22 protein-coding genes are annotated in these 20,989 nt (G+C 64.9%); 15 read left to right on the top strand and 7 right to left on the bottom strand.

Going from position 1 to position 20,989, the window contains the following annotated elements; all coding sequences use genetic code 11:
* Positions 1 to 8: 8 nt before the first annotated feature.
* The 13 genes from manD (at position 9) to slmA (ending at position 13,727) form a co-directional block, all read left to right on the top strand.
* Complete coding sequence (manD, locus tag F0A16_RS05900) at positions 9 to 1,220, top strand: D-mannonate dehydratase ManD (protein WP_149434445.1); 1,212 nt, start codon at positions 9 to 11, stop codon at positions 1,218 to 1,220.
* Between the two features lie 57 nt (positions 1,221 to 1,277).
* A complete protein-coding gene (locus F0A16_RS05895; RefSeq protein WP_149434444.1) occupies positions 1,278 to 2,300 on the top strand; it encodes a Zn-dependent oxidoreductase in 1,023 nt (340 codons plus the stop codon).
* Positions 2,301 to 2,400: 100 nt separating this feature from the next.
* Entirely contained in the window at positions 2,401 to 3,384 is a 984-nt protein-coding gene (locus F0A16_RS05890; RefSeq protein ID WP_149434443.1) for a TRAP transporter substrate-binding protein, read from the top strand.
* Positions 3,385 to 3,465: 81 nt separating this feature from the next.
* On the top strand, positions 3,466 to 4,056 hold the full coding sequence (locus F0A16_RS05885; RefSeq protein WP_149434442.1) for a TRAP transporter small permease: 591 nt from the start codon (positions 3,466 to 3,468) through the stop codon (positions 4,054 to 4,056).
* Complete coding sequence (locus F0A16_RS05880) at positions 4,056 to 5,336, top strand: TRAP transporter large permease (RefSeq protein ID WP_149434441.1); 1,281 nt, start codon at positions 4,056 to 4,058, stop codon at positions 5,334 to 5,336. The genes F0A16_RS05885 and F0A16_RS05880 overlap by 1 nt, the downstream gene beginning before the upstream one ends.
* 4 nt (positions 5,337 to 5,340) lie before the next feature.
* A complete protein-coding gene (locus tag F0A16_RS05875) occupies positions 5,341 to 6,828 on the top strand; it encodes a mannitol dehydrogenase family protein (RefSeq protein ID WP_149434440.1) in 1,488 nt (495 codons plus the stop codon).
* Between the two features lie 2 nt (positions 6,829 to 6,830).
* On the top strand, positions 6,831 to 8,012 hold the full coding sequence (uxuA, locus tag F0A16_RS05870) for a mannonate dehydratase (RefSeq protein ID WP_149434439.1): 1,182 nt from the start codon (positions 6,831 to 6,833) through the stop codon (positions 8,010 to 8,012).
* Positions 8,013 to 8,103: 91 nt separating this feature from the next.
* On the top strand, positions 8,104 to 9,363 hold the full coding sequence (gene coaBC / locus F0A16_RS05865; RefSeq protein ID WP_149434438.1) for a bifunctional phosphopantothenoylcysteine decarboxylase/phosphopantothenate--cysteine ligase CoaBC: 1,260 nt from the start codon (positions 8,104 to 8,106) through the stop codon (positions 9,361 to 9,363).
* An 83-nt stretch (positions 9,364 to 9,446) separates the two neighbouring features.
* On the top strand, positions 9,447 to 9,923 hold the full coding sequence (gene dut / locus F0A16_RS05860; RefSeq protein ID WP_149434437.1) for a dUTP diphosphatase: 477 nt from the start codon (positions 9,447 to 9,449) through the stop codon (positions 9,921 to 9,923).
* 45 nt (positions 9,924 to 9,968) lie between these two features.
* Positions 9,969 to 10,520 carry a YaeQ family protein gene (locus F0A16_RS05855; RefSeq protein WP_149434436.1) on the top strand — a complete coding sequence of 184 codons (552 nt, stop codon included), beginning with the start codon at positions 9,969 to 9,971 and terminating at the stop codon, positions 10,518 to 10,520.
* A gap of 47 nt (positions 10,521 to 10,567) precedes the next feature.
* A complete protein-coding gene (locus F0A16_RS05850; RefSeq protein ID WP_149434435.1) occupies positions 10,568 to 11,986 on the top strand; it encodes a phosphomannomutase/phosphoglucomutase in 1,419 nt (472 codons plus the stop codon).
* Positions 11,987 to 12,082: 96 nt separating this feature from the next.
* Positions 12,083 to 12,985 carry an acetylglutamate kinase gene (gene argB / locus F0A16_RS05845; protein ID WP_149434434.1) on the top strand — a complete coding sequence of 301 codons (903 nt, stop codon included), beginning with the start codon at positions 12,083 to 12,085 and terminating at the stop codon, positions 12,983 to 12,985.
* Positions 12,986 to 13,109: 124 nt separating this feature from the next.
* Positions 13,110 to 13,727, top strand: coding sequence for a nucleoid occlusion factor SlmA (slmA, locus tag F0A16_RS05840; protein WP_149434433.1), 618 nt, complete (start codon positions 13,110 to 13,112; stop codon positions 13,725 to 13,727).
* 129 nt (positions 13,728 to 13,856) lie between these two features.
* On the opposite strand, the gene rpoH is transcribed toward slmA, so the two are convergent.
* From rpoH to ftsY, 4 genes are all read right to left on the bottom strand, one after another.
* Positions 13,857 to 14,723 (bottom strand): RNA polymerase sigma factor RpoH, encoded by an 867-nt coding sequence (rpoH, locus tag F0A16_RS05835; RefSeq protein ID WP_149434432.1) that lies wholly within the window; start codon positions 14,721 to 14,723, stop codon positions 13,857 to 13,859.
* Between the two features lie 261 nt (positions 14,724 to 14,984).
* Positions 14,985 to 15,965 carry a permease-like cell division protein FtsX gene (gene ftsX, locus F0A16_RS05830; RefSeq protein ID WP_149434431.1) on the bottom strand — a complete coding sequence of 327 codons (981 nt, stop codon included), beginning with the start codon at positions 15,963 to 15,965 and terminating at the stop codon, positions 14,985 to 14,987.
* Complete coding sequence (gene ftsE, locus F0A16_RS05825; RefSeq protein ID WP_149434430.1) at positions 15,962 to 16,630, bottom strand: cell division ATP-binding protein FtsE; 669 nt, start codon at positions 16,628 to 16,630, stop codon at positions 15,962 to 15,964. The genes ftsX and ftsE overlap by 4 nt, the downstream gene beginning before the upstream one ends.
* Complete coding sequence (ftsY, locus tag F0A16_RS05820) at positions 16,627 to 18,096, bottom strand: signal recognition particle-docking protein FtsY (protein ID WP_149434429.1); 1,470 nt, start codon at positions 18,094 to 18,096, stop codon at positions 16,627 to 16,629. The genes ftsE and ftsY overlap by 4 nt, the downstream gene beginning before the upstream one ends.
* 128 nt (positions 18,097 to 18,224) lie before the next feature.
* On the opposite strand from ftsY, the gene rsmD reads away from it, so the two are divergent.
* Complete coding sequence (gene rsmD, locus F0A16_RS05815) at positions 18,225 to 18,857, top strand: 16S rRNA (guanine(966)-N(2))-methyltransferase RsmD (protein WP_149434428.1); 633 nt, start codon at positions 18,225 to 18,227, stop codon at positions 18,855 to 18,857.
* Positions 18,858 to 18,967: 110 nt separating this feature from the next.
* Entirely contained in the window at positions 18,968 to 19,171 is a 204-nt protein-coding gene (locus tag F0A16_RS05810; RefSeq protein ID WP_149434427.1) for a cell division protein ZapB, read from the top strand.
* Between the two features lie 85 nt (positions 19,172 to 19,256).
* Here the strand turns inward: F0A16_RS05810 and F0A16_RS05805 are convergent, their stop codons facing one another.
* From F0A16_RS05805 to F0A16_RS05795, 3 genes are read right to left on the bottom strand one after another with little or no spacing between them, the layout of a single operon-like run.
* Positions 19,257 to 19,751, bottom strand: a complete 495-nt coding sequence (locus tag F0A16_RS05805; protein WP_149434426.1) for a GNAT family N-acetyltransferase — start codon at positions 19,749 to 19,751, stop codon at positions 19,257 to 19,259.
* 56 nt (positions 19,752 to 19,807) lie between these two features.
* Positions 19,808 to 20,674: a hypothetical protein gene (locus tag F0A16_RS05800; RefSeq protein WP_149434425.1), complete on the bottom strand. Its 867-nt coding sequence runs from the start codon at positions 20,672 to 20,674 to the stop codon at positions 19,808 to 19,810.
* Complete coding sequence (locus tag F0A16_RS05795; protein WP_149434424.1) at positions 20,671 to 20,982, bottom strand: BolA family protein; 312 nt, start codon at positions 20,980 to 20,982, stop codon at positions 20,671 to 20,673. Before F0A16_RS05795 ends, F0A16_RS05800 begins: the two co-directional genes overlap by 4 nt.
* Positions 20,983 to 20,989: the final 7 nt, after the last annotated feature.

Genomic DNA, 20,989 nt, shown 5'->3' with positions numbered 1-20,989 from the left:
GAGACTCCATGAAAATCATCGACGCCCGCGTCATCGTCACCAGCCCGGGACGCAATTTCGTCACCCTCAAGCTGATTACCGAATCAGGCACTTACGGTATCGGCGACGCCACGCTCAACGGCCGCGAAATGGCGGTCGCGGCCTATCTGGAAGAGCACGTGGTGCCGGCGCTGATCGGCCGCGATGCCAGCCGTATCGAAGACACCTGGCAGTACCTCTATCGCGGCGCCTACTGGCGCCGCGGCCCGGTGACCATGAGCGCCATCGGCGCCGTCGACATGGCGCTGTGGGACATCAAGGCCAAGGCCGCCAACATGCCGCTCTACCAGTTGCTGGGCGGCAAGAGTCGCGAGCGGGTGATGACCTACGCCCACTGCACCGGCAAGGACATCGACAGCTGCCTGGAGGAAGTCGCCCGTCACGTCGAGCTGGGCTACAAGGCGGTGCGCGTTCAGGCCGGCGTCCCCGGAATCGAGACGATCTACGGCGTCGCCAAGCGGGAAGGCGAGCGCTACGAGCCGGCCGATGCCGAGCTCCCTGCCGAACACGTCTGGAGCACCGAAAAATATCTCAACCACGTGCCGCAGCTGTTCGCCGCGGTGCGCGAGCGCTTCGGCCACGAGCTGCACCTGCTGCATGACGTCCACCACCGGCTGACACCGATCGAAGCCGCACGGCTGGGCAAAGCGGTGGAGCCTTACCACCTGTTCTGGCTCGAGGACTGCGTGCCGGCCGAAAACCAGGAGAGCCTGCGTCTGATCCGCGAACACACCACCACGCCGTTGGCCATCGGCGAGGTGTTCAACTCGATCCACGACTGCCGCGAGATGATCCAGAACCAGTGGATCGACTACATCCGCACACCGCTGACCCACGGCGGCGGCATTACCCATGTGCGCCGGATCGCCGACCTGGCATCGCTCTACCATGTGCGCACCGGCTTCCACGGCCCCACCGACCTGTCACCGGTGTGCCTCGGCGCCGCGATCCACTTCGATACCTGGGTGCCCAACTTCGGCATTCAGGAACACATGCCCCACGACGAACTGACCGATTCGGTCTTTCCCCACGACTATCGCTTCGAGGATGGCCACTTCCTGGTCGGCGAAACCCCGGGGCATGGCGTCGATATCGACGAGGAAGCCGCCGCCCGGCATCCGTTCAAGCGTGCCAGCCTGCCGGTCAACCGGCTCGAGGACGGCACACTTTGGCATTGGTGAACACGGCACCGGTGAGCCCGCGCCAGGCCGATTGCGACACATTCAGGAGAGTCATCGATGCAAGCCTTTGGAGTCAGCGCCCCGCATACATTTGCCGTCGGCGATCAGCCTGCACCGCGTGCGGCAGCAGGTGAAGTGGTCGTCGACGTCGCGTTCGCCGGCATCTGTGGCTCGGACATGCACATCATCCACGGCGACAACGCCTTCGTGCAGTTTCCGCGGATCACCGGCCACGAGTTCGCCGGGGTGATCCGCGCCGTGGGCGATGGCGTCGATCTCGCCCGTGTCGGCGAGCGGGTCTGCATCGACCCGGTGGTCAACTGCGGCCGATGCTATCCCTGCCGTATCGGCCGGCCCAACGTCTGCAGCGCGATGCAGGTGATCGGCGTTCACAGAAATGGCGGCTTTGCCGAGCAGGTCAACGTGCCGGCGGCCAACGCCCACTGCATCCCCGACGATCTCGATCTCGACGCTGCCGCCCTGGTCGAGCCCTACTCGATCGCCGCCAACGTGCTCGCGCGGATGGCGCCACACCCGGGCGACCGTCTGCTGGTGATCGGTGCCGGCGTGATCGGCCTGACCGTGCTGCAGATGGCGCGCGCCATGGGCCTCGAGGAGGTGATCGTCACCGACATCCTCGACGAACGCCTCGCCACGGCGCGCGAGCTGGGTGCCAGCCACGTGATCAACGGTCGCCGCGAAGATCTCGAACAGGCGGTGCTGGCCGCCACCGATGGCGAGGGCATTCCGCTGATCGCCGATGCCGCCTGCGTACCGGCCATGCTGCCCGCCATGCTGCGGATGGCCTGCCCCGCCGGACGCATCGGCCTACTCGGTTTCAGCCCGACGCCCAGCGACCTGGTTCAGCTGGAAGTGATCAAGAAGGAGCTGACGCTGGTCGGCTCCCGCCTGAACAACCGCAAATTCCCGGAGGTGATCGAGCATATCGCCGCGGGTCGTCTCGAGCCCCGGGCGCTGATCAGTCATCGCGTCCCGCTCACCGAGATGCCCGGCGCCATCGATCTGCTCGAGAACCACCCGGAACGGGCGCGCAAGGTGCTGGTGAAAATCTCGCCTTGAACGTCCGATCGAGTCCGCCACCCATGCCGGAAGAGACCCGGAATAGCGCTGGCCCGGACAACAACACCGACGCGTATCAACGCGACAGGAGACTCACGCCATGTTGACGACGACAACCCTCAAGCATCTGCTGGCCGGCGCTGCCCTCGGCGCCACGCTGCTGGGCAGCCACGCGGCAATGGCTGCGGACTACACGCTGAAATTCGGCCATCTGGCCAACGAGCAGAACATCTGGAACCAGGCCGCGCTGAAGTTCAAGGAGCTGGTGGAAGCCAACTCCGACGGCCGGATCGAGGTCCAGGTGTTCCCCAACGAGCAGCTCGGCAGCGAAATGGATGTGATCAACAGCATCCAGCTGGGCACCGCCGACATGACCATCACCGGCGAGAGTCTCCAGAACTGGGCGCCCAAGGCGGCGATGATGGCCGTGCCCTACCTGTTCCGTGATGCGGACCAGATGCGCAAGGCCGTGGAAGGCGACGTCGGCAAGCAGATCGAGGCGCAGATCACCGAGCGCACCGGGCTGGTGCCGATCGCCTGGTTCGAGCGCGGTCCGCGCGAACTGACCTCCAACCGCCCGATCAAGACCCCTGACGACCTCGACGGCCTGCGCATTCGCGTGCCCAACGTGCCGCTGTTCGTCGATACCTGGGAAGCGCTGGGCGCCCGCCCGACCCCGATGGCCTTCAGCGAAGTCTTTACCTCGCTGCAGCAGAACACCATCGAGGCCCAGGAGAACCCGCTCAGCCTGATCGAAAGCGCCAGCTTCAACGAAGTCCAGCAGTACGTGGACATGACCGACCACGTGCGCAGCTGGATCTACGTGGTGATCGGCAAGCAGAAGCTCGAGTCGATGCCGGACGACCTGCAGAGCGTGGTGAGAGACGCCGCCAGCGAGATGCAGTCCTATGAGGAAAAACTGTTCGTCGAGGACCAGAAGCGTCTCGAACAGGCGCTCAAGGACAAGGGCATGGAGTTCGTCGAGGTGGATCAGGCCGCCTTCGCCAAGAAAGCCGAGCCCGCCGTGCTCGACGCCTTGAATGACGACCAAAAAGCGCTCTACAAGGCCATCCAGGATCTGTAATCCCCCTTCGGATTACCGCGCCAAGGCATGCGGGGGCAGCGCGATCGCCGCTCCCGTTTCTCATCTCGTTCGGAGACCGCCATGTCGGAACAAGAGACGGACATTCATCAGGACATCCAGGAAAATCTCGAGATACTGACTCGCGTTCCGCGACTGGGCGGCCCCATTGGCCGACTAGCCAACGCGCTCGACCGCGTTCTGCTGACACTGGCCGTCATCGCGCTGGTGAGCCTGTCGCTGACCGTGCTGCTGCAGGTCGCGTCACGCCTGTTCCTGCCAATCACGCTGTCGTGGACCGAAGAGCTCACCCGCTACCTCTTCATCTACATGGTGGCGCTGGGTGCCGGCGTCGTGCAGCACCGTCACCGCCACGTCAATGTGGAGCTGTTCCACGGCTGGCTCGGTTTCCGTGGTCGGGCCGCCTACCTTGCGCTGATCTCGGCAATCACCTTCGCCTTCACGCTGGTGGTACTGCCCAACGCCTGGCAGTTCGCCCAGATCGGCGCGTTCCAGACCTCGCCGACGCTGCGCATCCCCATGCTCTACATCTTTCTCTCTTCGGTGGTGCTGTTCGGGGCGCTGTTGCTCTACAGCCTGATCGGCCTCGCCGAGGGCATCACCGCCATGGTTCGTGGCGACCGCGCCGAAGCCACCCGACAGGAGGCGCTCTGATGGAAATCGCCGTTCTCTTCATCACCTTTCTGGCACTGCTGCTGATCGGTCTGCCGATCGCCTTCTGCCTCGGCGTGTCGTCACTCGCCTACCTGATGCTGGGCGGCATCTCGTTGACCATCGTGCCGCAGCGCATGTTTTCCGGCATCGACTCCTTCGTGCTGCTCTGCATTCCCGGCTTCGTGATGGCCGGCAACCTGATGAACGTGGGTAATATCACCCAGCATATCGTGCGCTTCTCCAACGCTCTGGTCGGCCATATCCGCGGCGGCCTGGGCCTGGCCAACGTCGGCGGTTCGATGATCTTCAGCGGCATCTCCGGCACCGCGGTGGCGGACGCCGCCAGCATCGGCTCGGTGATGATTCCGGGCATGTCCAAGGCCGGCTACGACAAGCCGTTCGCCGCTGCCGTGACTGCCGCCTCCTCCACCATCGGCCCGATCATTCCACCCAGCGTACCGATGATCATCGTCGGTTCGCTCTCCGGCATCTCCGTCGGCCGCATGTTCCTCGCCGGTGCGCTGCCCGGCCTGCTGCTGGGCGTGGCGATGATGATCACCGCGTACTGGCTGGCGGTGCGGCGCGGCTACCCCAAGGAGAAGCGCGCCACCGCCAGGGAGTTGCTCAAGGAGGGCCGCAGCGCGTTCTGGGCGCTGCTGATGACCTTCATCATCCTCTACGGCATCATCGGCGGCCTGTTCACGCCGACCGAGGCGTCGATCGTCGCCAGCCTCTACGCTCTGCTGGTGGGCACCTTCATCTACAAGGGCATCAACTGGCGCAACCTGGGCGGCATCCTTTCCGATACCGTCATCACCTCCGCCTCGCTGATGCTGCTGGTCGGCCTGGCCAATCTGTTCGGCTGGATCCTGACCAGCCAGCAGATCCCCCAGATGCTCGCCGATGCCATTCTCGGCATCAGCAGCAACCCGATCGTGGTCATCCTGATCCTCAACCTGATCCTGCTGTTCGTCGGCGCCTTCATGGAGACCATCGCCGCGCTGATCATCCTGTTCCCGGCGCTGCTGGGCGTGGCGACGGGGATCGGCATGGACCCGATCCACTTCGGCGTGATGGCGGTACTCAACCTGATGATCGGCCTGACCACGCCGCCGGTGGGCGTCTGCCTGTTCGTGGTATCGAGCATCGGCAAGCTGCCCATGCTGCGGGTGGCGAAAGCCATCGTGCCCTTCCTGATCTGCAACCTGATCGTGCTGATGCTGGTGTCGTTCGTGCCGGCGCTGTCGCTATGGTTGCCCAATCTGCTGATGGGGAAATAGCCTCATGGCCGCAGCCGACATCCATATCGAGCGAGAACCGAGCCGACGGCCCCCGAGCGGGATCGGCATCGTCCACCTGGGCCTGGGCGCCTTTCACCGCGCTCATCAGGCGGTGTACCTGCAGCGACACCTCGACCGAACCGGTGCGGACGACTGGGGCATCAGCAGCGCCAATATCCGCGCCAATCGCACCCTGGTCGATCAACTGCGCGACGGCGACTGCCGCTATCACGTGGCCGAATTCAGCGACAGCGAGCATGTCACGCTGCGGGAGGTCACCGCCATCCGTGAAGCGCTCTACGCGGGGCCGGACGGCCCGGACCGGGAACGGCTGCTGGCGCGGATGAGCGATCCTGCCGTGCGCATCGTCACCCTCACCGTGACCGAAAAAGGCTACTTCCTCAGCCCGGGCAGCGGCGAGCTGCTGACCAACGCGCCAGCGATCGCCCACGACATCGCCCATCCCGAATCGCCGGATACCGCACCGGGCACGCTGTTGGAGGCACTGGCGCGACGCCGCTCGGCAGGCGTCCCACCGTTCGCCGTGCTCTGTTGCGACAACATGCCCCATAACGGCCGGCGCACGCGGCGTGCAGTGGTCTCGCTGGCCCGGCATCGCGATGGCGAACTGGCCGACTGGATCGACGCCAGCGTCGCCTTCCCCTCGAGCATGGTGGATCGCATCGTGCCGGCGATGACCGACGCGGACAGAACACGTCTGGCCGGACTGGGCATCGACGACCCTGCCGCCGTGGTCTGCGAGACCTTCAGCCAGTGGGTGGTCGAGGACGATTTCCCGCTGGGCCGGCCGGACTGGGGGGCCGAAGGCGTCGAGATGGTCGCCGATGTCACCCCATTCGAGACCATGAAGCTGCGTTTGCTCAACGGCGCCCACTCGCTGCTCGCCTATCTCGGCGCGCTGGCCGGTATCGAGACGGTGGACGCCGCCGTCGCGCGCCCCGCTTTCCGCCAGCTGCTCCGGCACTACTGGCAGCAGGACGCGACCCCGACGCTGTCGTTGCCGGCGGCAACCGATGTCGCTGCCTACACCGACGGTCTGCTGGCCCGCTTCGGCAACGACAGCCTGCGTCATCGACTGCAGCAGATCGCCATGGACGGCTCCCAGAAGCTGCCCCAGCGCTGGCTGGCCGGCGGTGTCGAGCGGTCGATCGACGGCGCCGACATCAACGTCACCGCGCTGGGCGTCGCCGGCTGGATTCGCTACACCGCCGGCACCGACCTCAGCGGCCAGCCGCACCCGGTGGACGACCCCATGGCCGAGACGTTAGCCGCGCTCCATCGTCGCCATGGCGACAACCACGCCGCGCTGATCGACGCCTTCCTCGCCCTCGAGGCCGTCTTCCCCGCCGCGCTGCGCGATGATCGACGGTTCGCCCAACAGATCGTCGGCGCGCTGACGCGACTGGAACGCGATGGCGTGGAAGCCACGATTACCGCTCTGACACTCACCTCTTCTGATCGGGATGCTTGATCATGGAACATACCTGGCGCTGGTTCGGTCCGGCCGATCCCATCACCCTCGACGACATCCGCCAGGCCGGCGCCACCGGCATCGTCACGGCCCTGCACGAGATCCCCAACGGCGAGGTGTGGCCGGTGGAAGCGATCGCCGAGCGCAAACGCCTGATCGAATCCGCCGGTCTGACCTGGTCGGTGGTCGAAAGTGTGCCGATTCACGAGGCGATCAAACAGGGCCTGCCCGAAGCCCAGGGCTACATCGACAACTACCGCCAGACGCTCGCCAACCTGGGCCAGTGCGGGATCGACGTGGTCTGCTACAACTTCATGCCGATCCTCGACTGGACTCGCACCGATCTGGCCTGGCCGCTACCCAACGGCGGCACCGCGCTGCGCTTCGACCAGACCGCCTTCGCCGCCTTCGATCTGTTTCTGCTCGAGCGCGAAGGAGCAGCAACCGATTACAGCGAGACCGAGCGGGAAGCGGCCAGCGCCTATCTGGAGACACTCGACGCGGCGGCACGAACGCAGCTGGTCGACACCGTCATCGCCGGGCTGCCCGGCACCGAAGAGCACTATACGCTGGAAGATTTTCGCCAGGCGCTCGATGCCTACCGCGATATCGACGCGACTGCGCTGCGCGAGAATCTGAGCACCTTCCTGCGCGCTATCGTGCCCACGGCGGAGGAAGCCGGCGTGCGCCTGGCGATTCACCCGGACGACCCGCCCCGGGAACTGCTGGGGCTGCCGCGCGTGGTCTCGACCGCCGAGGACGCCCAGTACGTGCTCGATAGTGCGCCCAGCCCCGCCAATGGCCTGACTTTCTGCACCGGCTCCTACGGCGTGCGCGAGGACAACGACCTGGTCGCCATGGCCCAGCGTTTCGCGCCGCATATCCATTTCGTGCATCTGCGCGCTACCCGTCGCGAAGCCAACCCGCTCAGTTTCCACGAGGCCGAGCATCTGGACGGCGACGTCGATATGGTCGGGGTGATTGGCGCGCTGGTTCAGGAACAGCGCCGACGCCAGCGTGAAGGCGGCAACCGACTACCGATGCGCCCGGATCACGGCCATCATCTGCTCGATGACCTGACTCGCGACAGCCGCCCCGGCTATCCGCTGATCGGCCGGCTCAAGGGGCTGGCCGAGCTGTGTGGTGTCGAGCTCGCCGTCGAGCGTCTGCTGCCGCGGGATTAGATTCCAGCCCGGCTTTTCGGCGCACTGGCACGCTACGCAAATCCCCGGCGCCGGTGGTAAGGTGAGCGTCTGCATTTCCAGGACGCCTACCATGTCGCTACCGCTTGCCCCGGGGCTGGCCGGAACCCGAATTCTGCTTGGCATCAGCGCCGGCATCGCCGCCTACAAGAGTGCCCACCTCGCCCGCCTGCTGAAGAAGTCGGGCTTCGAGGTGCGCGTGGTCATGACCGAAGGCGCGCAGGCTTTCATTACCCCGCTGACACTGCAGGCGTTGACCGGCGAGCCGGTGCGGACGTCGCTGCTGGATCCGGAAGCCGAAGCCGGCATGGGCCACATCGAGCTGGCGAAATGGGCGGATGTCATTCTGATCGCCCCCGCTACCGCCGACCTGATGGCACGCCTGGCCCACGGTCACGCCGACGACCTGCTGACCACTCTCTGCCTCGCCACCGAAGCCCGCTGCCTGATGGCGCCCGCCATGAACCAGGCGATGTGGCGTCACCCGGCGACCCTGGCCAATGCCGACCGGCTGGTTGAGCTGGGCTGGATCCTGCTGGGCCCCGACGCCGGCGACCAGGCCTGCGGCGATGTCGGCCTCGGCCGCATGCTCGAACCGGAAACCATTCTCGCCCAGTTGCTGGACGAGCTCGAACCGGCCCGGGACGAGGCGTTACGGGTGATGCCCGTGCACCGGGATCTGGTCGGCAGGCGCGTGGTCATCACCGCCGGGCCGACCCGCGAAGCGCTGGACCCGGTGCGCTATCTCTCCAACCACAGCTCCGGCAAGATGGGCTACGCCCTGGCTGCGGCCTGCGCCGAGCGTGGCGCCAGCGTCACGCTGGTCAGCGGCCCGGTGACGCTCTCGACGCCACCCGGTGTCGAACGGATCGAGGTGATCTCGGCTGCCGAGATGCTGACCGCGGTCGAATCCCGCATGCCCTGCGATCTGTTCATCGGTTGCGCCGCGGTGGCCGACTATCGCGCCGCCGCCATCAGCGAACACAAGCTGAAGAAGACGGAAGATGCCAGCGGGCTGACCCTCGAGCTGGTGCGCAATCCGGATATCGTCGCCACGATCGCGGCACGCCCGGACCGACCGTTCACGGTCGGCTTTGCCGCCGAGACGCAGGCACTGGAGACGCACGCCGGCAGCAAGCTCGAACGCAAGCGCCTGGATCTGGTCGTCGCCAACGATGTCTCCCGCGAAGGGGTCGGCTTCGGCGGCGACGACAATGCCGCCACGCTGCTGTGGAGAGAGCGGGAGCGGACTCGGCGCCACACGCTACCGCGGCAGCCCAAGACGGCGTTGGCCAACGCCATCGTCGACCACATTGCCGATCGGATGCGCTAGCGCATCCGATCGGCGTCCCAGCGGTGGTAAGCTGGGCGACTTGCTCGTCATCTCACTTCATGCGCCATCAGGAACGACGCTACATGTCACTCAGCACTTCGCCCGCCAGACCCAAGCTCTCGGTCAAGATTCTCGATGAGCGGGTACACGACTACCCGCTGCCCCACTACGCCACCGCAGGCAGCGCCGGCATGGACCTGCGCGCACTGCTCGACGAAGCGTTGACGCTGGCTCCCGGCGACAGCGCCTTGGTCCGCACCGGCCTCGCCATCCACATCGGCGACCCGGGGCTGGCCGGCGTGGTATTGCCACGCTCCGGACTCGGCCACAAGCACGGCATCGTGCTGGGCAACCTGGTCGGGCTGATCGATTCCGACTACCAAGGCGAGCTGATGATCTCGGTGTGGAACCGTGGCCGGGACACTTTCGTGCTCGAGCCCGGCGAGCGGCTGGCGCAGTACGTGCTGGTGCCGGTGGTCCAGGCCGAGCTCGACCTCGTCGAGGAGTTCGTCGCCACCGAGCGCGCGGGCGGCGGGTTCGGCCACTCCGGCCGGCAGTGAATCGTCTCCCGTCTCCCACAACCGCTCTCTGCGAGGACATGTCACGTGGCGCTAAGCGCAACCATCTATAAAGCGAGACTCAACGTCAGCGATCTGGATCGCCACTACTATGGCGATCATGCGCTGACCGTGGCCTGTCACCCGTCCGAGACGGCGACGCGCCTGATGGTGCGCCTGCTGGCATTCATCGACAATGCCCACGCCATCGGCACGGACAACGATCTCGCCATGACGCGCGGCCTGAGCAGCGAAGACGAGCCGGATCTCTGGCTCAAGGCGGCGGATGGGCGAATCCTGTCATGGATAGAGCTGGGCGAACCGTCGCTGAAGCGCATCAAGCAGGGCCTTTCCCGGGCGGAACGGGTGCTGGTCTATCCCTATGCGCCGCGCAGTGCCGCACAGTGGTGGAAGAAGCTCGAAAGCGATGTTCGGGCGCTGCCCCGGGTGACGGTCTGGAGTCCGCCGGCAGAACCGTTGGCGGCGCTGACCACGCTCGTCGATCGCAACCTGAGCCTCGATGCCACCCGAATGGAAGACCAGTGGCTGATTACCGACGGCCAGGCTTCGGTGGCGCTGGAGTTCGAGCGCTGGACATGAACTCGAATCGAAGCCGTTCGGTGGCGAAGACAAAGGAAGGTTGGAAAATGACGACGAATGAACGGCCCGGTGCCGACGTACCGGCCTCGATCTTCAGGGCCTACGATATTCGCGGCATCGTCGACGAGACGTTGACCGAGGAAACCGTGGAATGGATCGGTCGCGCGGTGGGTAGCGAAGCGGCGGCAAGAGGTCAGCGAACCGTGATCGTCGCCCGTGATGGTCGCCACTCCGGTCCTCGCCTCCAGGCGGCGCTGATCCGCGGCCTGCGCTCCGCCGGGAGGGACGTGATCGATATCGGGCGCGTACCGACCCCGGTACTCTACTTCGCCACCGCGACGCTGGACGAGAGCCGTAGCGGCGTGATGGTGACCGGCAGCCACAACCCGCCGGACTACAACGGCTTCAAGATCGTGCTCGACGGCGTGGCGATCTCCGGTAAGGCGATCACCGGCCTGCTCGCTCGCATTCGCAGCGGCGAGTTGAGCGAAGGCGAAGGTGCTCTCGAACGGCGCGATATCCGCGACGCCTATCTTCAGCGCATCCTGGGCGATGCCTCTCTCGACCGGAGCCAACGCGAGCGACCGCTCAAGGTGGTCGTGGATTGCGGCAACGGTGTCGCCGGCGAACTGGGCCCCCGACTGATCGAGGCGCTGGGGGCGGAAACCATACCTCTGTTTGCCGAGATCGACGGGGACTTCCCCAATCATCACCCCGATCCCGGCAAGCCGGAAAATCTGGTCGACCTGATTGCCAAGGTCAAGGAGTCCGGTGCCGATATCGGGCTGGCTTTCGATGGCGATGGCGATCGCCTGGGTGTGGTGACGCCGGCCGGCGAGATGATCTATCCGGATCGGTTGATGATGGCATTCGCCACCGATCTGCTTGAACGCGAGCCTGGCGCGCGTATCGTCTTCGACATCAAGTGCACCGGCAACCTGGCCCGGATCATCGAACGGGCCGGGGGCGAGCCAGAGATGTGGCGCACCGGCCACTCCTTGATCAAGGCGCGCATGAAGGAGACTGGCGCGCAGCTGGGCGGCGAGATGAGTGGCCATATCTTCTTCGCCGAACGCTGGTATGGCTTCGATGATGGATTGTATGCCGCTGCCCGGCTGCTGGAAATTCTGTCGCGCCAGACGGTGGATGCCGACCGCTACTTCAGCGCGTTTCCGCAGGACGTCAGCACGCCGGAGTTGAACGCGCCGGTGACCGACGAGGAGAAGTTCGCGATCGTAGAGCGACTGGCCGAGAATGGCGACTTCGGTCAGGATGGCATCAAGACGACGCTGGACGGTATTCGCGTCGACTACCCCGACGGCTGGGGACTCTGCCGGGCCTCCAACACTACGCCGATGCTGGTTCTGCGGTTCGAAGGCAAGGACCGGGCGGCACTGGCGCGCATCCAGCAGCGGTTCGGCGCCGCTCTGCTGGCAGTGGCACCAGACGTCGAACTGCCGTTCTGAGATCGCAGAGTACGAGACGTACGCACAACAGGGAACGCACCGCCGGTTTCGATAGACTCACGGCGCATAGCATAGACAGTGGAGAGATAACGCCTCATGAACGAGAGCCCGCGCGACCCGCGTCAAGTGGTCGAGATCCTGTCAGAGGCGCTGCCCTACATCCAGCGCTATTCCGGCAAGACGGTGGTGGTCAAGTATGGCGGCAATGCCATGACCGAGGACACGCTGATCGACTCCTTCGCCCGCGACATGGTGTTGATGAAGGAGGTCGGCATCAACCCGGTGGTGGTTCATGGCGGTGGCCCGCAGATCGGCCAGTTGCTGGCAAGGCTCAACATCGAATCTCGCTTCGTCAACGGTATGCGCGTGACCGATGCCGAAACCATGGACGTGGTCGAGATGGTGCTGGGCGGGCTGGTCAACAAGAGCATCGTCACCCAGATCAACCAGTGCGGCGGCAAGGCGATTGGCCTGACCGGCAAGGACAACGCGCAGATCCTGGCGCGCCAGCTCAAGGTCGAGCACCGCACGCCGGAAATGACCGCGTCGGAGATCATCGATATCGGCCATGTCGGAGAAGTGGAGCACATCTCGACCGACCTGATCGAGATGCTCGCCGAGCGTGACTTCATCCCCGTCATCGCCCCGATCGGCGTCGACCGCAAAGGCAACAGCTACAACATCAATGCCGATCTCGTCGCCGGCAAGGTCGCCGAAGCGCTCAAGGCCGAGAAGCTGATGCTGTTGACCAACGTCGCGGGGTTGCAGGATGCCGAGGGCAAGGTGATGACCGGCCTCTCGACCGAACAGGTCGACGCATTGATTGCCGACGGGACGATATACGGCGGCATGCTGCCGAAGATCCGTTGCGCGCTGGATGCCGTCAAGGGCGGTGTCGACAGCGCCGTTATCGTCGATGGCCGCGTTGTCCATTCGACACTGCTGGAGATCTTCACCGATGCCGGGGTCGGCACGCAGATCACGGATCATCGCGACTGAACCCGACAATATCCCCTTCCAATACATCGCGGGCGTGGAAGGCCCTCCCGGGCGCCAGACAGTGGACGAACTACCCGGGACGCTCCAGGAAGGAGCCTCGACGAGACGACAGATAAGAATCGCCATGACGCAGGCACCCCCCCAACTCTCCCGCCGTGAACAGATCCTTCAGGCACTGGCACTGATGCTCGAGGAGGACAGCGGCAAACGTATCACCACGGCCGCGCTGGCCCGCCAGGTCGGCGTCAGCGAGGCAGCACTCTACCGCCACTTCCCGAGCAAGGCGCGCATGTTCGAGGGATTGATCGAGTTCATCGAGGATAGCCTGTTCGAGCGCATCCGGCGCATCCTCGACGACGAGCCGTCAGCTCTCGCTCGCTGCGAGACGATCGTTCAGCTCGTGCTGGTCTTCGCCGAGAAGAACCCGGGTCTCAGCCGGCTGATGGACGGCGACGTACTGACGGGCGAAACCGCTCGGCTGCGCACCCGCATGTCGCAACTGTTCGAGCGGCTCGAAACCCAGTTGAAGCAGATCCTGCGCGAGGCCGAACTGCGCGAGGGGTTGCGCCCTCAACTGCCGGTCTCCGCCGCCGCCAACCTACTCTCGTCCTTCGTCGAGGGTCGGATCAGCCAGTACGTGCGCAGCGACTTCCGTCACCGGCCCACCGCTCACTGGGAGGATCAGTGGCGCCTTCTGGGCGGGGGACTACTGACCACGACACACCAGACGACGCCGATCTAGCAGCGAGTTCGAATCGTCCGACCGCGAAAAGCCCGGCAATTGCCGGGCTTTTCGTGTCTAGCTGTCGTGATGTACCCACTCGGGCCTGTCTGGGGCTTGCCACCCCCAATACATCAGCCACGGGAGTTTCTACGCCGCGATGGTGTCGCCGAGCTGCTGCTTGATCTTCTTCATCGCATTCTTCTCGAGCTGACGAATGCGCTCGGCGGAAACGCCGTAGACATCCGCCAGTTCGTGCAGCGTGGACTTGTGCTCGGAGAGCCAGCGCCGCTGCAGGATATCGCGAGAGCGGTCGTCCAGCTCGCCCAGTGCTTCCCGCAGGCGGCGCGTGTAGTCGGCTTCCCAGTCGTCCGCCTCGAGCTGTGCCGCCGGATCGAAGCTATGATCCTCGAGGTACTGTGCCGGCGCCTGATAGCTCTGCTCGTCGTCCTCGCCAGGCGAGGCGTCGAAGCCGGCGTCATAGGATGCCAGACGGCCTTCCATCTCGCGCACCACCTTGGGTTTGACATCGAGATCCTTGGCAATGGCATCGACCTCGTCGTTATTCAACCAGGCCAGACGCTTCTTGGCACTGCGCAGGTTGAAGAACAGCTTGCGCTGGGCCTTGGTGGTGGCGATCTTGACGATACGCCAGTTGCGCAGCACGTACTCGTGAATCTCCGCCTTGATCCAGTGCACTGCGAACGACACCAGACGCACGCCCTGATACGGATCGAAACGCTTGACGGCCTTCATCAGGCCGACATTGCCTTCCTGGATCAGGTCCGCCTGTGGCAGGCCATAACCGGAGTAGCTACGTGCGATGTGAACGACGAAGCGGAGATGGGACATGATCAGACGACGGGCCGACTCGAGATCGTCTTCCTCGTGCAGCCGCACGGCAAGGTCATGCTCCTCGTCCGCCGTCAGTACGGGAATGCCGTTGACGGCCTGAATGTAGCCATTGAGATCGTGACCCGGGGAAAGGTTCCCGATGGATTGAAGACTGGTGCTCATGTGCGTTGTCTCCATGGTTGACGGCGTGCCGGTATGGAGAGCCAGTCGGCTCGATCCATCCGAACACACACCGCAACAGGTTATTCTGCCTGTCTGCGAGGATATCTGATGAGACCCTCAATCTAGACAAAAGTTCAAGATGTTTGCCAGTCTCGATGACTCGGAAACTAGGCGTCGACTGATGGTGACCCAGAATCCTGGGTGACCTTCTTACCGTATTCCGCCCTCGCTTGACCAGCGTTAGGGCATCCGCTTCCCAGCCTAGCGCGGCTTGATGTCCGCCAGATGACGTCCAACGGCCAGCCACGCGCCCAGCCAGCCCAACAGTGTACTAAAAAGCAGCAGAAAAGCCGAGTGGCTGACGCCCAGGGAAGGTAGTGCAAACTGGGCGCCGTAGCTCTCCGCCAGCGCCGCGACGGGCGATGCCAGCCAATTGCCCCCGACAACCAGTATGATCAATGCCAGAACGCCGCCTCCCAGCCCGTACCAGGCGCCACTGTAGAGGAATGGGCGTCGCACGAAAGCGTGGGTCGCGCCGATCAGGGTCACGACTTCGATCTCCTGACGCCGACTCTCCACCGCCAACCTGATCGTGTTGCCAACCACCAGCAGCACGCCCAGGCCGAATAGCAGCGCCAGCGCCAGCGCGACACGTTGACCGAGCGCCGCCAGTTGCTGAAGCCGATCCAGCCACGCCAGGTCCAGACGAACTTCATCGATGCCATCGAGCTTCTGCAGATGCTGGCTCAGCGACTGCACGGCGGCGGGATCGGTATCGTCGGGAGTCACCACGACGCTTGCCGGCAGCGGGTTGGACTCGAGCTGAGAGAGTGCATCCTCGACACCCAGCGTCTGCTGGAACTCTGCCAGCCCCTCCGCCGCCGTCACCAGGCGAGTCCCCGCGACCCCACTCTGCTCGCCGACTTCGGCCGCCAGGCTCATCGCCCGGGATTCATCGACATCGGCGTCGAAGTAGACCGTCAGCGTGGCGCTCTCGTCCAGCTCGGCATCGACCAACCGCGCACTGTCCAGGGCCAGCCACAGGCCTGCGGGCAGAATCAACGCGATGGCGATCGCGAGCATGGTCAGTAACGTCGATATCGGGCGTCTGACCAGACGCAGGGCGCTGTCGCTCATCATGGCCCGGTGATGCCGCAACCAGGCCCGGCCGCCGCCGGACGCCCGACGCGTGGGCTTCTGTGCGCCTCGCCGGGAGACGCCGGTGGATTGGCGCTCGCTCATGCCGCCTCCCCGTCGCCGACAAGCCGGCCATCCCGCAACTTCAGCACCCGGTGGCGTAACCGGGCGATGAGGGCGAGATCGTGACTCGCCACCAGGACCGTCGTACCGATGTGATTGAAATCCTCGAACAGCCGCATGATGTCGGTGGAGAGCTGGGGATCGAGATTACCGGTCGGCTCATCGGCCAGCAGCAACGCCGGCTTGTTGACCACTGCACGCGCAATGCCCACGCGCTGCTGCTCGCCGGTGGAGAGCTCGATCGGCAGCGCTCGCTCGCGATGCAGCAGACCAACCTTGTCCAGAGCGGCCCGCACGCGCCTGGCGGCATCGATGGGCTCGACGCCCTGGATGGTCAACGGCAGGGCGACATTGGCGAAGATATCGCGATCGAACAGCAGCTGATGATCCTGGAACACGACGCCGATCTGACGCCGGTAATAGGGAACCTGACTGATGTGCAGCCGATCCAGGTCGTGGCCGGCGACCAGCACTCGACCGCGTGAAGGGCGTTCGAGCCGCATGATCAGCCGCAGCAGCGAGCTCTTGCCGGCACCAGAGTGGCCGGTGAGGAAGAGCATCTCGCCGCGTTCGACACGGAAATTGATATCGGCCAGCGCCTCGAAACGGCCGCCGTAACGTTTGCCGACGTGCTCGAACGCGATCATGAGTCGGTGTCGCCGTCCCGCTCGAACAGCGCCTTGACGAATGTCTCGGCGTCGAACGGGCGCAGATCCTCCAGCGACTCGCCGACACCGATGAAGCGAATCGGCGTTCCCATCTTCTTGGCCAGGGCAAAGATGATGCCGCCCTTGGCGGTGCCGTCAAGCTTGGTCAGGGTAATGCCGGTCACCGGGATCGCTTCATCGAACGTGGTGGCCTGGGAGATCGCGTTCTGCCCCGTTCCCGCGTCAAGCACCAGCATCACTTCATGGGGGGCGCTGGCGTCGAGCTTGGCCATGACCCGCCGCACCTTCTTGAGCTCTTCCATCAGATGGCTCTTGTTGTGCAGACGCCCGGCCGTGTCGGCGATCAGCACATCGACCTTGCGCGCGCGTGCGGCGGCGACCGCATCGTAGATGACCGAGGCGCTGTCAGCGCCAGTGTGCTGGGCGATCACCGGCACCCGGTTACGCTCGCCCCAGACCTTGAGCTGCTCCACTGCCGCGGCACGGAAAGTATCGCCGGCAGCCAGCATCACGCTGCGCCCCTCGTTCTGGAAACGCTGGGTCAGTTTGCCGATGGTCGTGGTCTTGCCGACGCCGTTGACGCCGACCATCAGAATCACGAACGGCCCTTCTCCTTTAGCCGGCAGTTGCAGCGGCTGGGAAACCGGTTCGAGCAACGCCGCCAGCTCTTCCTGAAGCGCGCAGTACAACGCATCGGCATCGGCCAGTTCCTTGCGCGAGACCCGACCGGCCAAGCGCTCGATGATCTCGCTGGTGGCCTCGATACCCACGTCCGCCAGCAGCAGTTGGGTCTCGAGGTCCTCCATCAGTTCATCGTCGATCTGCTTCTTGCCCAGCAGCAGGTCGGCGATGCCGTCGGTCAGGTTGGCTCGCGTGCGCCCGAGACCGGCGCGCACACGCGAGAGCCAGCCACCCTTGGGTTTTTCCCTCGGCGCGGGCGGGCTCTGCCCGACTGTCGTCTCCGCCGGGGGCGCTGGCGTCACGTCGGTCGCCAAGTCGGCCTCGCGCGTACCATCCGCCGGAAATTCCTGCAGGGCCGATTGCGGCGATTCCTGCCCCAGCGGCTGACCCAGTGCCTCCTCGGCGGCCGTTTCCTCGACCGGCGAGGGCTGGTAGTCCACCGGCACCGAACGATCGGGAGATTCGGTCTCGATGATCGACTCCGCGGCAGGCGTGGCGGTTTCGATCACCGAAATGGCGTCCGCCTCTCGGGAGGGGGTCGCTTCGGCCTCCCCGGCGGCGACGTCCCGGTCGTCTTGCCCGGCTGCCGGCTGCGGTTCGTCGGCAGCAGTCCCTGCGGATCTATTGCCCTCAACCTCCCCTTCTCCGACAACACCCGCTTCCGAGATTTCTTCTGCCGCCGACGCCTCGGCCCGCTCCGACTCGCGCCGACGTGCCTCTTCTTCCTGCTGCTGTTTTTTACGACTCTTGAATAGTCCGAACATGGATGGCTTCACTGCTGAAAAGCCGTGCTCGCGTCACTCATCAGTGTCGACCGTCACGGCTTCGGAGAATATCGTTATCGAGGGTTCATCCTATCACCGCGAGGGTTGCGGGGGTACAATTGCGCGCCATGAATCGACGCCGCCCACGCCGGGTTTCCGACAGCGCTCGCTCGCGCCAGCGCCCTCATGCCACCTCTCGCAGTGGCCGTGGCCAGTTGCGCCTGATAGGCGGCGAATTTCGTCGCCGCAAGCTGCCGATACCGGACAGCCCCGGTCTGCGCCCGACGCCGGACCGGGTGCGCGAAACCCTGTTCAACTGGCTGGCTTTCGACATTGCCGGACGGCGAGTCCTGGACCTCTACTCGGGCACCGGCGCGCTCGGCCTGGAAGCGTTGTCACGCGGGGCCGCCCAAGCCACGTTCGTCGAGTCCACCGCCCCGGTGGCCAAGGCGCTGGAGGCGAATATCGCAACACTGGGTGCCGCCGGACACGTCTTCAGCGTCCCCGTCGAGCGGTTCCTGGCAACCAGTTCCAGCAAGTTCGATCTCGTCTTTCTCGACCCACCTTTCCGCCAGGGGCTCGCCGTAAAAACCTGCCTCGACCTCGAGATGGGCGATTGGCTGGCGTCCGATGCGGTCATCTATGTCGAGACGGAACACGAGCTTGCCTGGTCCCCGCCGGTCCCTTGGCAACTTCATCGCGAAATCATCGCGGGAGACAGCCATGGGCGGCTTTTCAGACGTCAATCCGGAACCGGCTGACGTCGCCACTTCGAGACGCTTGTCGTCGGCTTCGGCGCCACGTAGGCTGCGGCCATCGAGCCAGCGGATATCCCTCGGGAACGAGTCACGAACTTTCAAGGAGAGTGCAGATGAATGGTGAAATCTTCGCCAAGCTGGAACAGAAAATTCAGGATGCCGTCGACAGCATCGAGATGCTGAAGATGGAGAACGAGGAACTCAAGGCAGAGAACGTCCGCTTCCAGCAGGAGCGAGACGAGTGGGAACAGCGCCTCGGTGGCCTGCTCGACAAGCTGCAGTCGCTGGACAGCACCACGACTGGCGATAACGGCTGAAGCGCTCAATGGGGCGCCCGTGCGGGCAGCCCCGTTGCCGCTGCTGGATCGACGATCAGGAATATCACCTCTCCCGACGTCCTCGCTATGCGAGCGCCCGCGACATCAGCAGTGCATCCTCGCTTCTGCCATCCTCCCGCCGGTAGTAGCCTCGGCGTTGTCCATCGACCTCGAAACCAACGCTTTCGTAGAGCTTCCGGGCCGCGACGTTGGAGGCTCTGAGTTCGAGCAGCAGGTGTTCGGCGCCTTGGGTACGGGCGCATCGCATGATCCAACCCAGCATCTCCCGCGCCAGACCTTGGCGTCGTGCATCGGGTAGCACGCAGATCGACTGCAGTTCGGCGTCAAAAGGCAGGTAGGCCAGGATGGCAACGGCCCACAGCGCGCTGTCTTCGGCCGATCGGGCCCCCCAGACCGCGTAGCCCTCGCCCCTCAGTGCCGCCTCCAGCAGTGCTTCCGACCAGGCGTCATCGTTGGCCTGGCGTTCGAACGCCACCAGCGCCGGCAGGTCGTCCGCGCCAAGCCGGACCAGCGAGATCCTGCCATGGTAGGCCTCGGAATGAAAAGCGTCGATGGGCATGGAATGCTACTCGAGGAGGATTGTTCAAGGTCTCCAAGACCGGCAGGCGGTGCCTGCTATTCAGGAGAGCTCAAGCCCTGCTGCCAGGCGCTTCCCGCCGCCTGCAACAGAGGCCAGCACTCACGCTTGGCATTGGCGGAGGCCAGCAGATCGTCGGGGTGCGGCAGATGATGGCAGGCCCATTCGAACTCGTTCGCCGGATCGCTCAGCAGAGAAGACCAGACCTCGTCGCCCACGACGATGGCACCATCGACGTTCATGCCGTGGCGGCGCGCCTGTCCGGCGCAGAAAACTTGGATGCCCTCGCGCGCCTCATCGATGGGATCGCTGGCCGGCATGTCCATCAACGGCCAAGTCAGACTCGACAACGGTGCCCCGCCAGCGGGCATGCCGACACTCTTCAGCATCTGTCCCAGCAGCGTCTGCCCCGCGGCGGAGATCAACCGCTCGCCGGGAAGCATCAACCACCAGCGCTCACCGATGACCGAGAGCGACAAGGTGAATCGAAGCGGATCGACGGCGGGCGCAGCTTCCTTGGCAACGTCCGCGAGGGCCTGCTCGGGCCCAGAGGCCTTTGACGCCGGCGAAACCGCCGCGGCATCAGAGCCAGCAGTGCGGTCGGGAGACGGTCGGGGAGATACGGCCCGGGCCGTATCTCCCCCGAGCAAGGCCCGGGCTCGCGACAGCGGCGCTGCGGTTTCCTGTGCCGACGATTCATCGGCGACACGATTACGCTCGACCGGCCGTGCCGGCGTCTCCAGCAACGCCTGCAGCCGCTGTCCCGGTGCCGGTTCTTCCGGCTCGGGAGCAGCTTCCCATTCGACCTGCGCGGTCGGCTTGGCATTGACGAAGCGATACCGCGAAGTCCAGCTGGCAATCCCCATGGCTTCGAGGTACTGCAGACGTTGGGGATCGCCGATCACTGGCCGCCCCCACCGCGACAGTTGGGCGAATCCGGACGTACGCCACCACGGGTCGACCACTGCTGCGGCGTGTAGAGATGCAGCGCTAATGCGTGAACGGGACCCGCGAGTTCATCGGCCAACAGGCTGTAGATCAACTGGTGGCGCTTGACCGGCATCAGCCCGGCGAACCGCTCGGAGACCAGCGTCACCTTGAAGTGGGTTTCGGAATCCGGTGGCACATGATGCATGTAGCTCTCGTTCTCGACCGCCATTTCGACCGGTTCGAGCGTCGCGAGTTTTTCTTCGATACGTGCCTGAACACTCATGACAGTT

The sequence above is a fragment of the Salinicola corii genome (assembly GCF_008298015.1).
Taxonomy (GTDB): Bacteria; Pseudomonadota; Gammaproteobacteria; order Pseudomonadales; family Halomonadaceae; genus Salinicola; species Salinicola corii.
The sequence above is the reverse complement of the archived record's forward strand: the minus strand, read 5'-3'. Positions and strand labels throughout refer to the sequence as shown.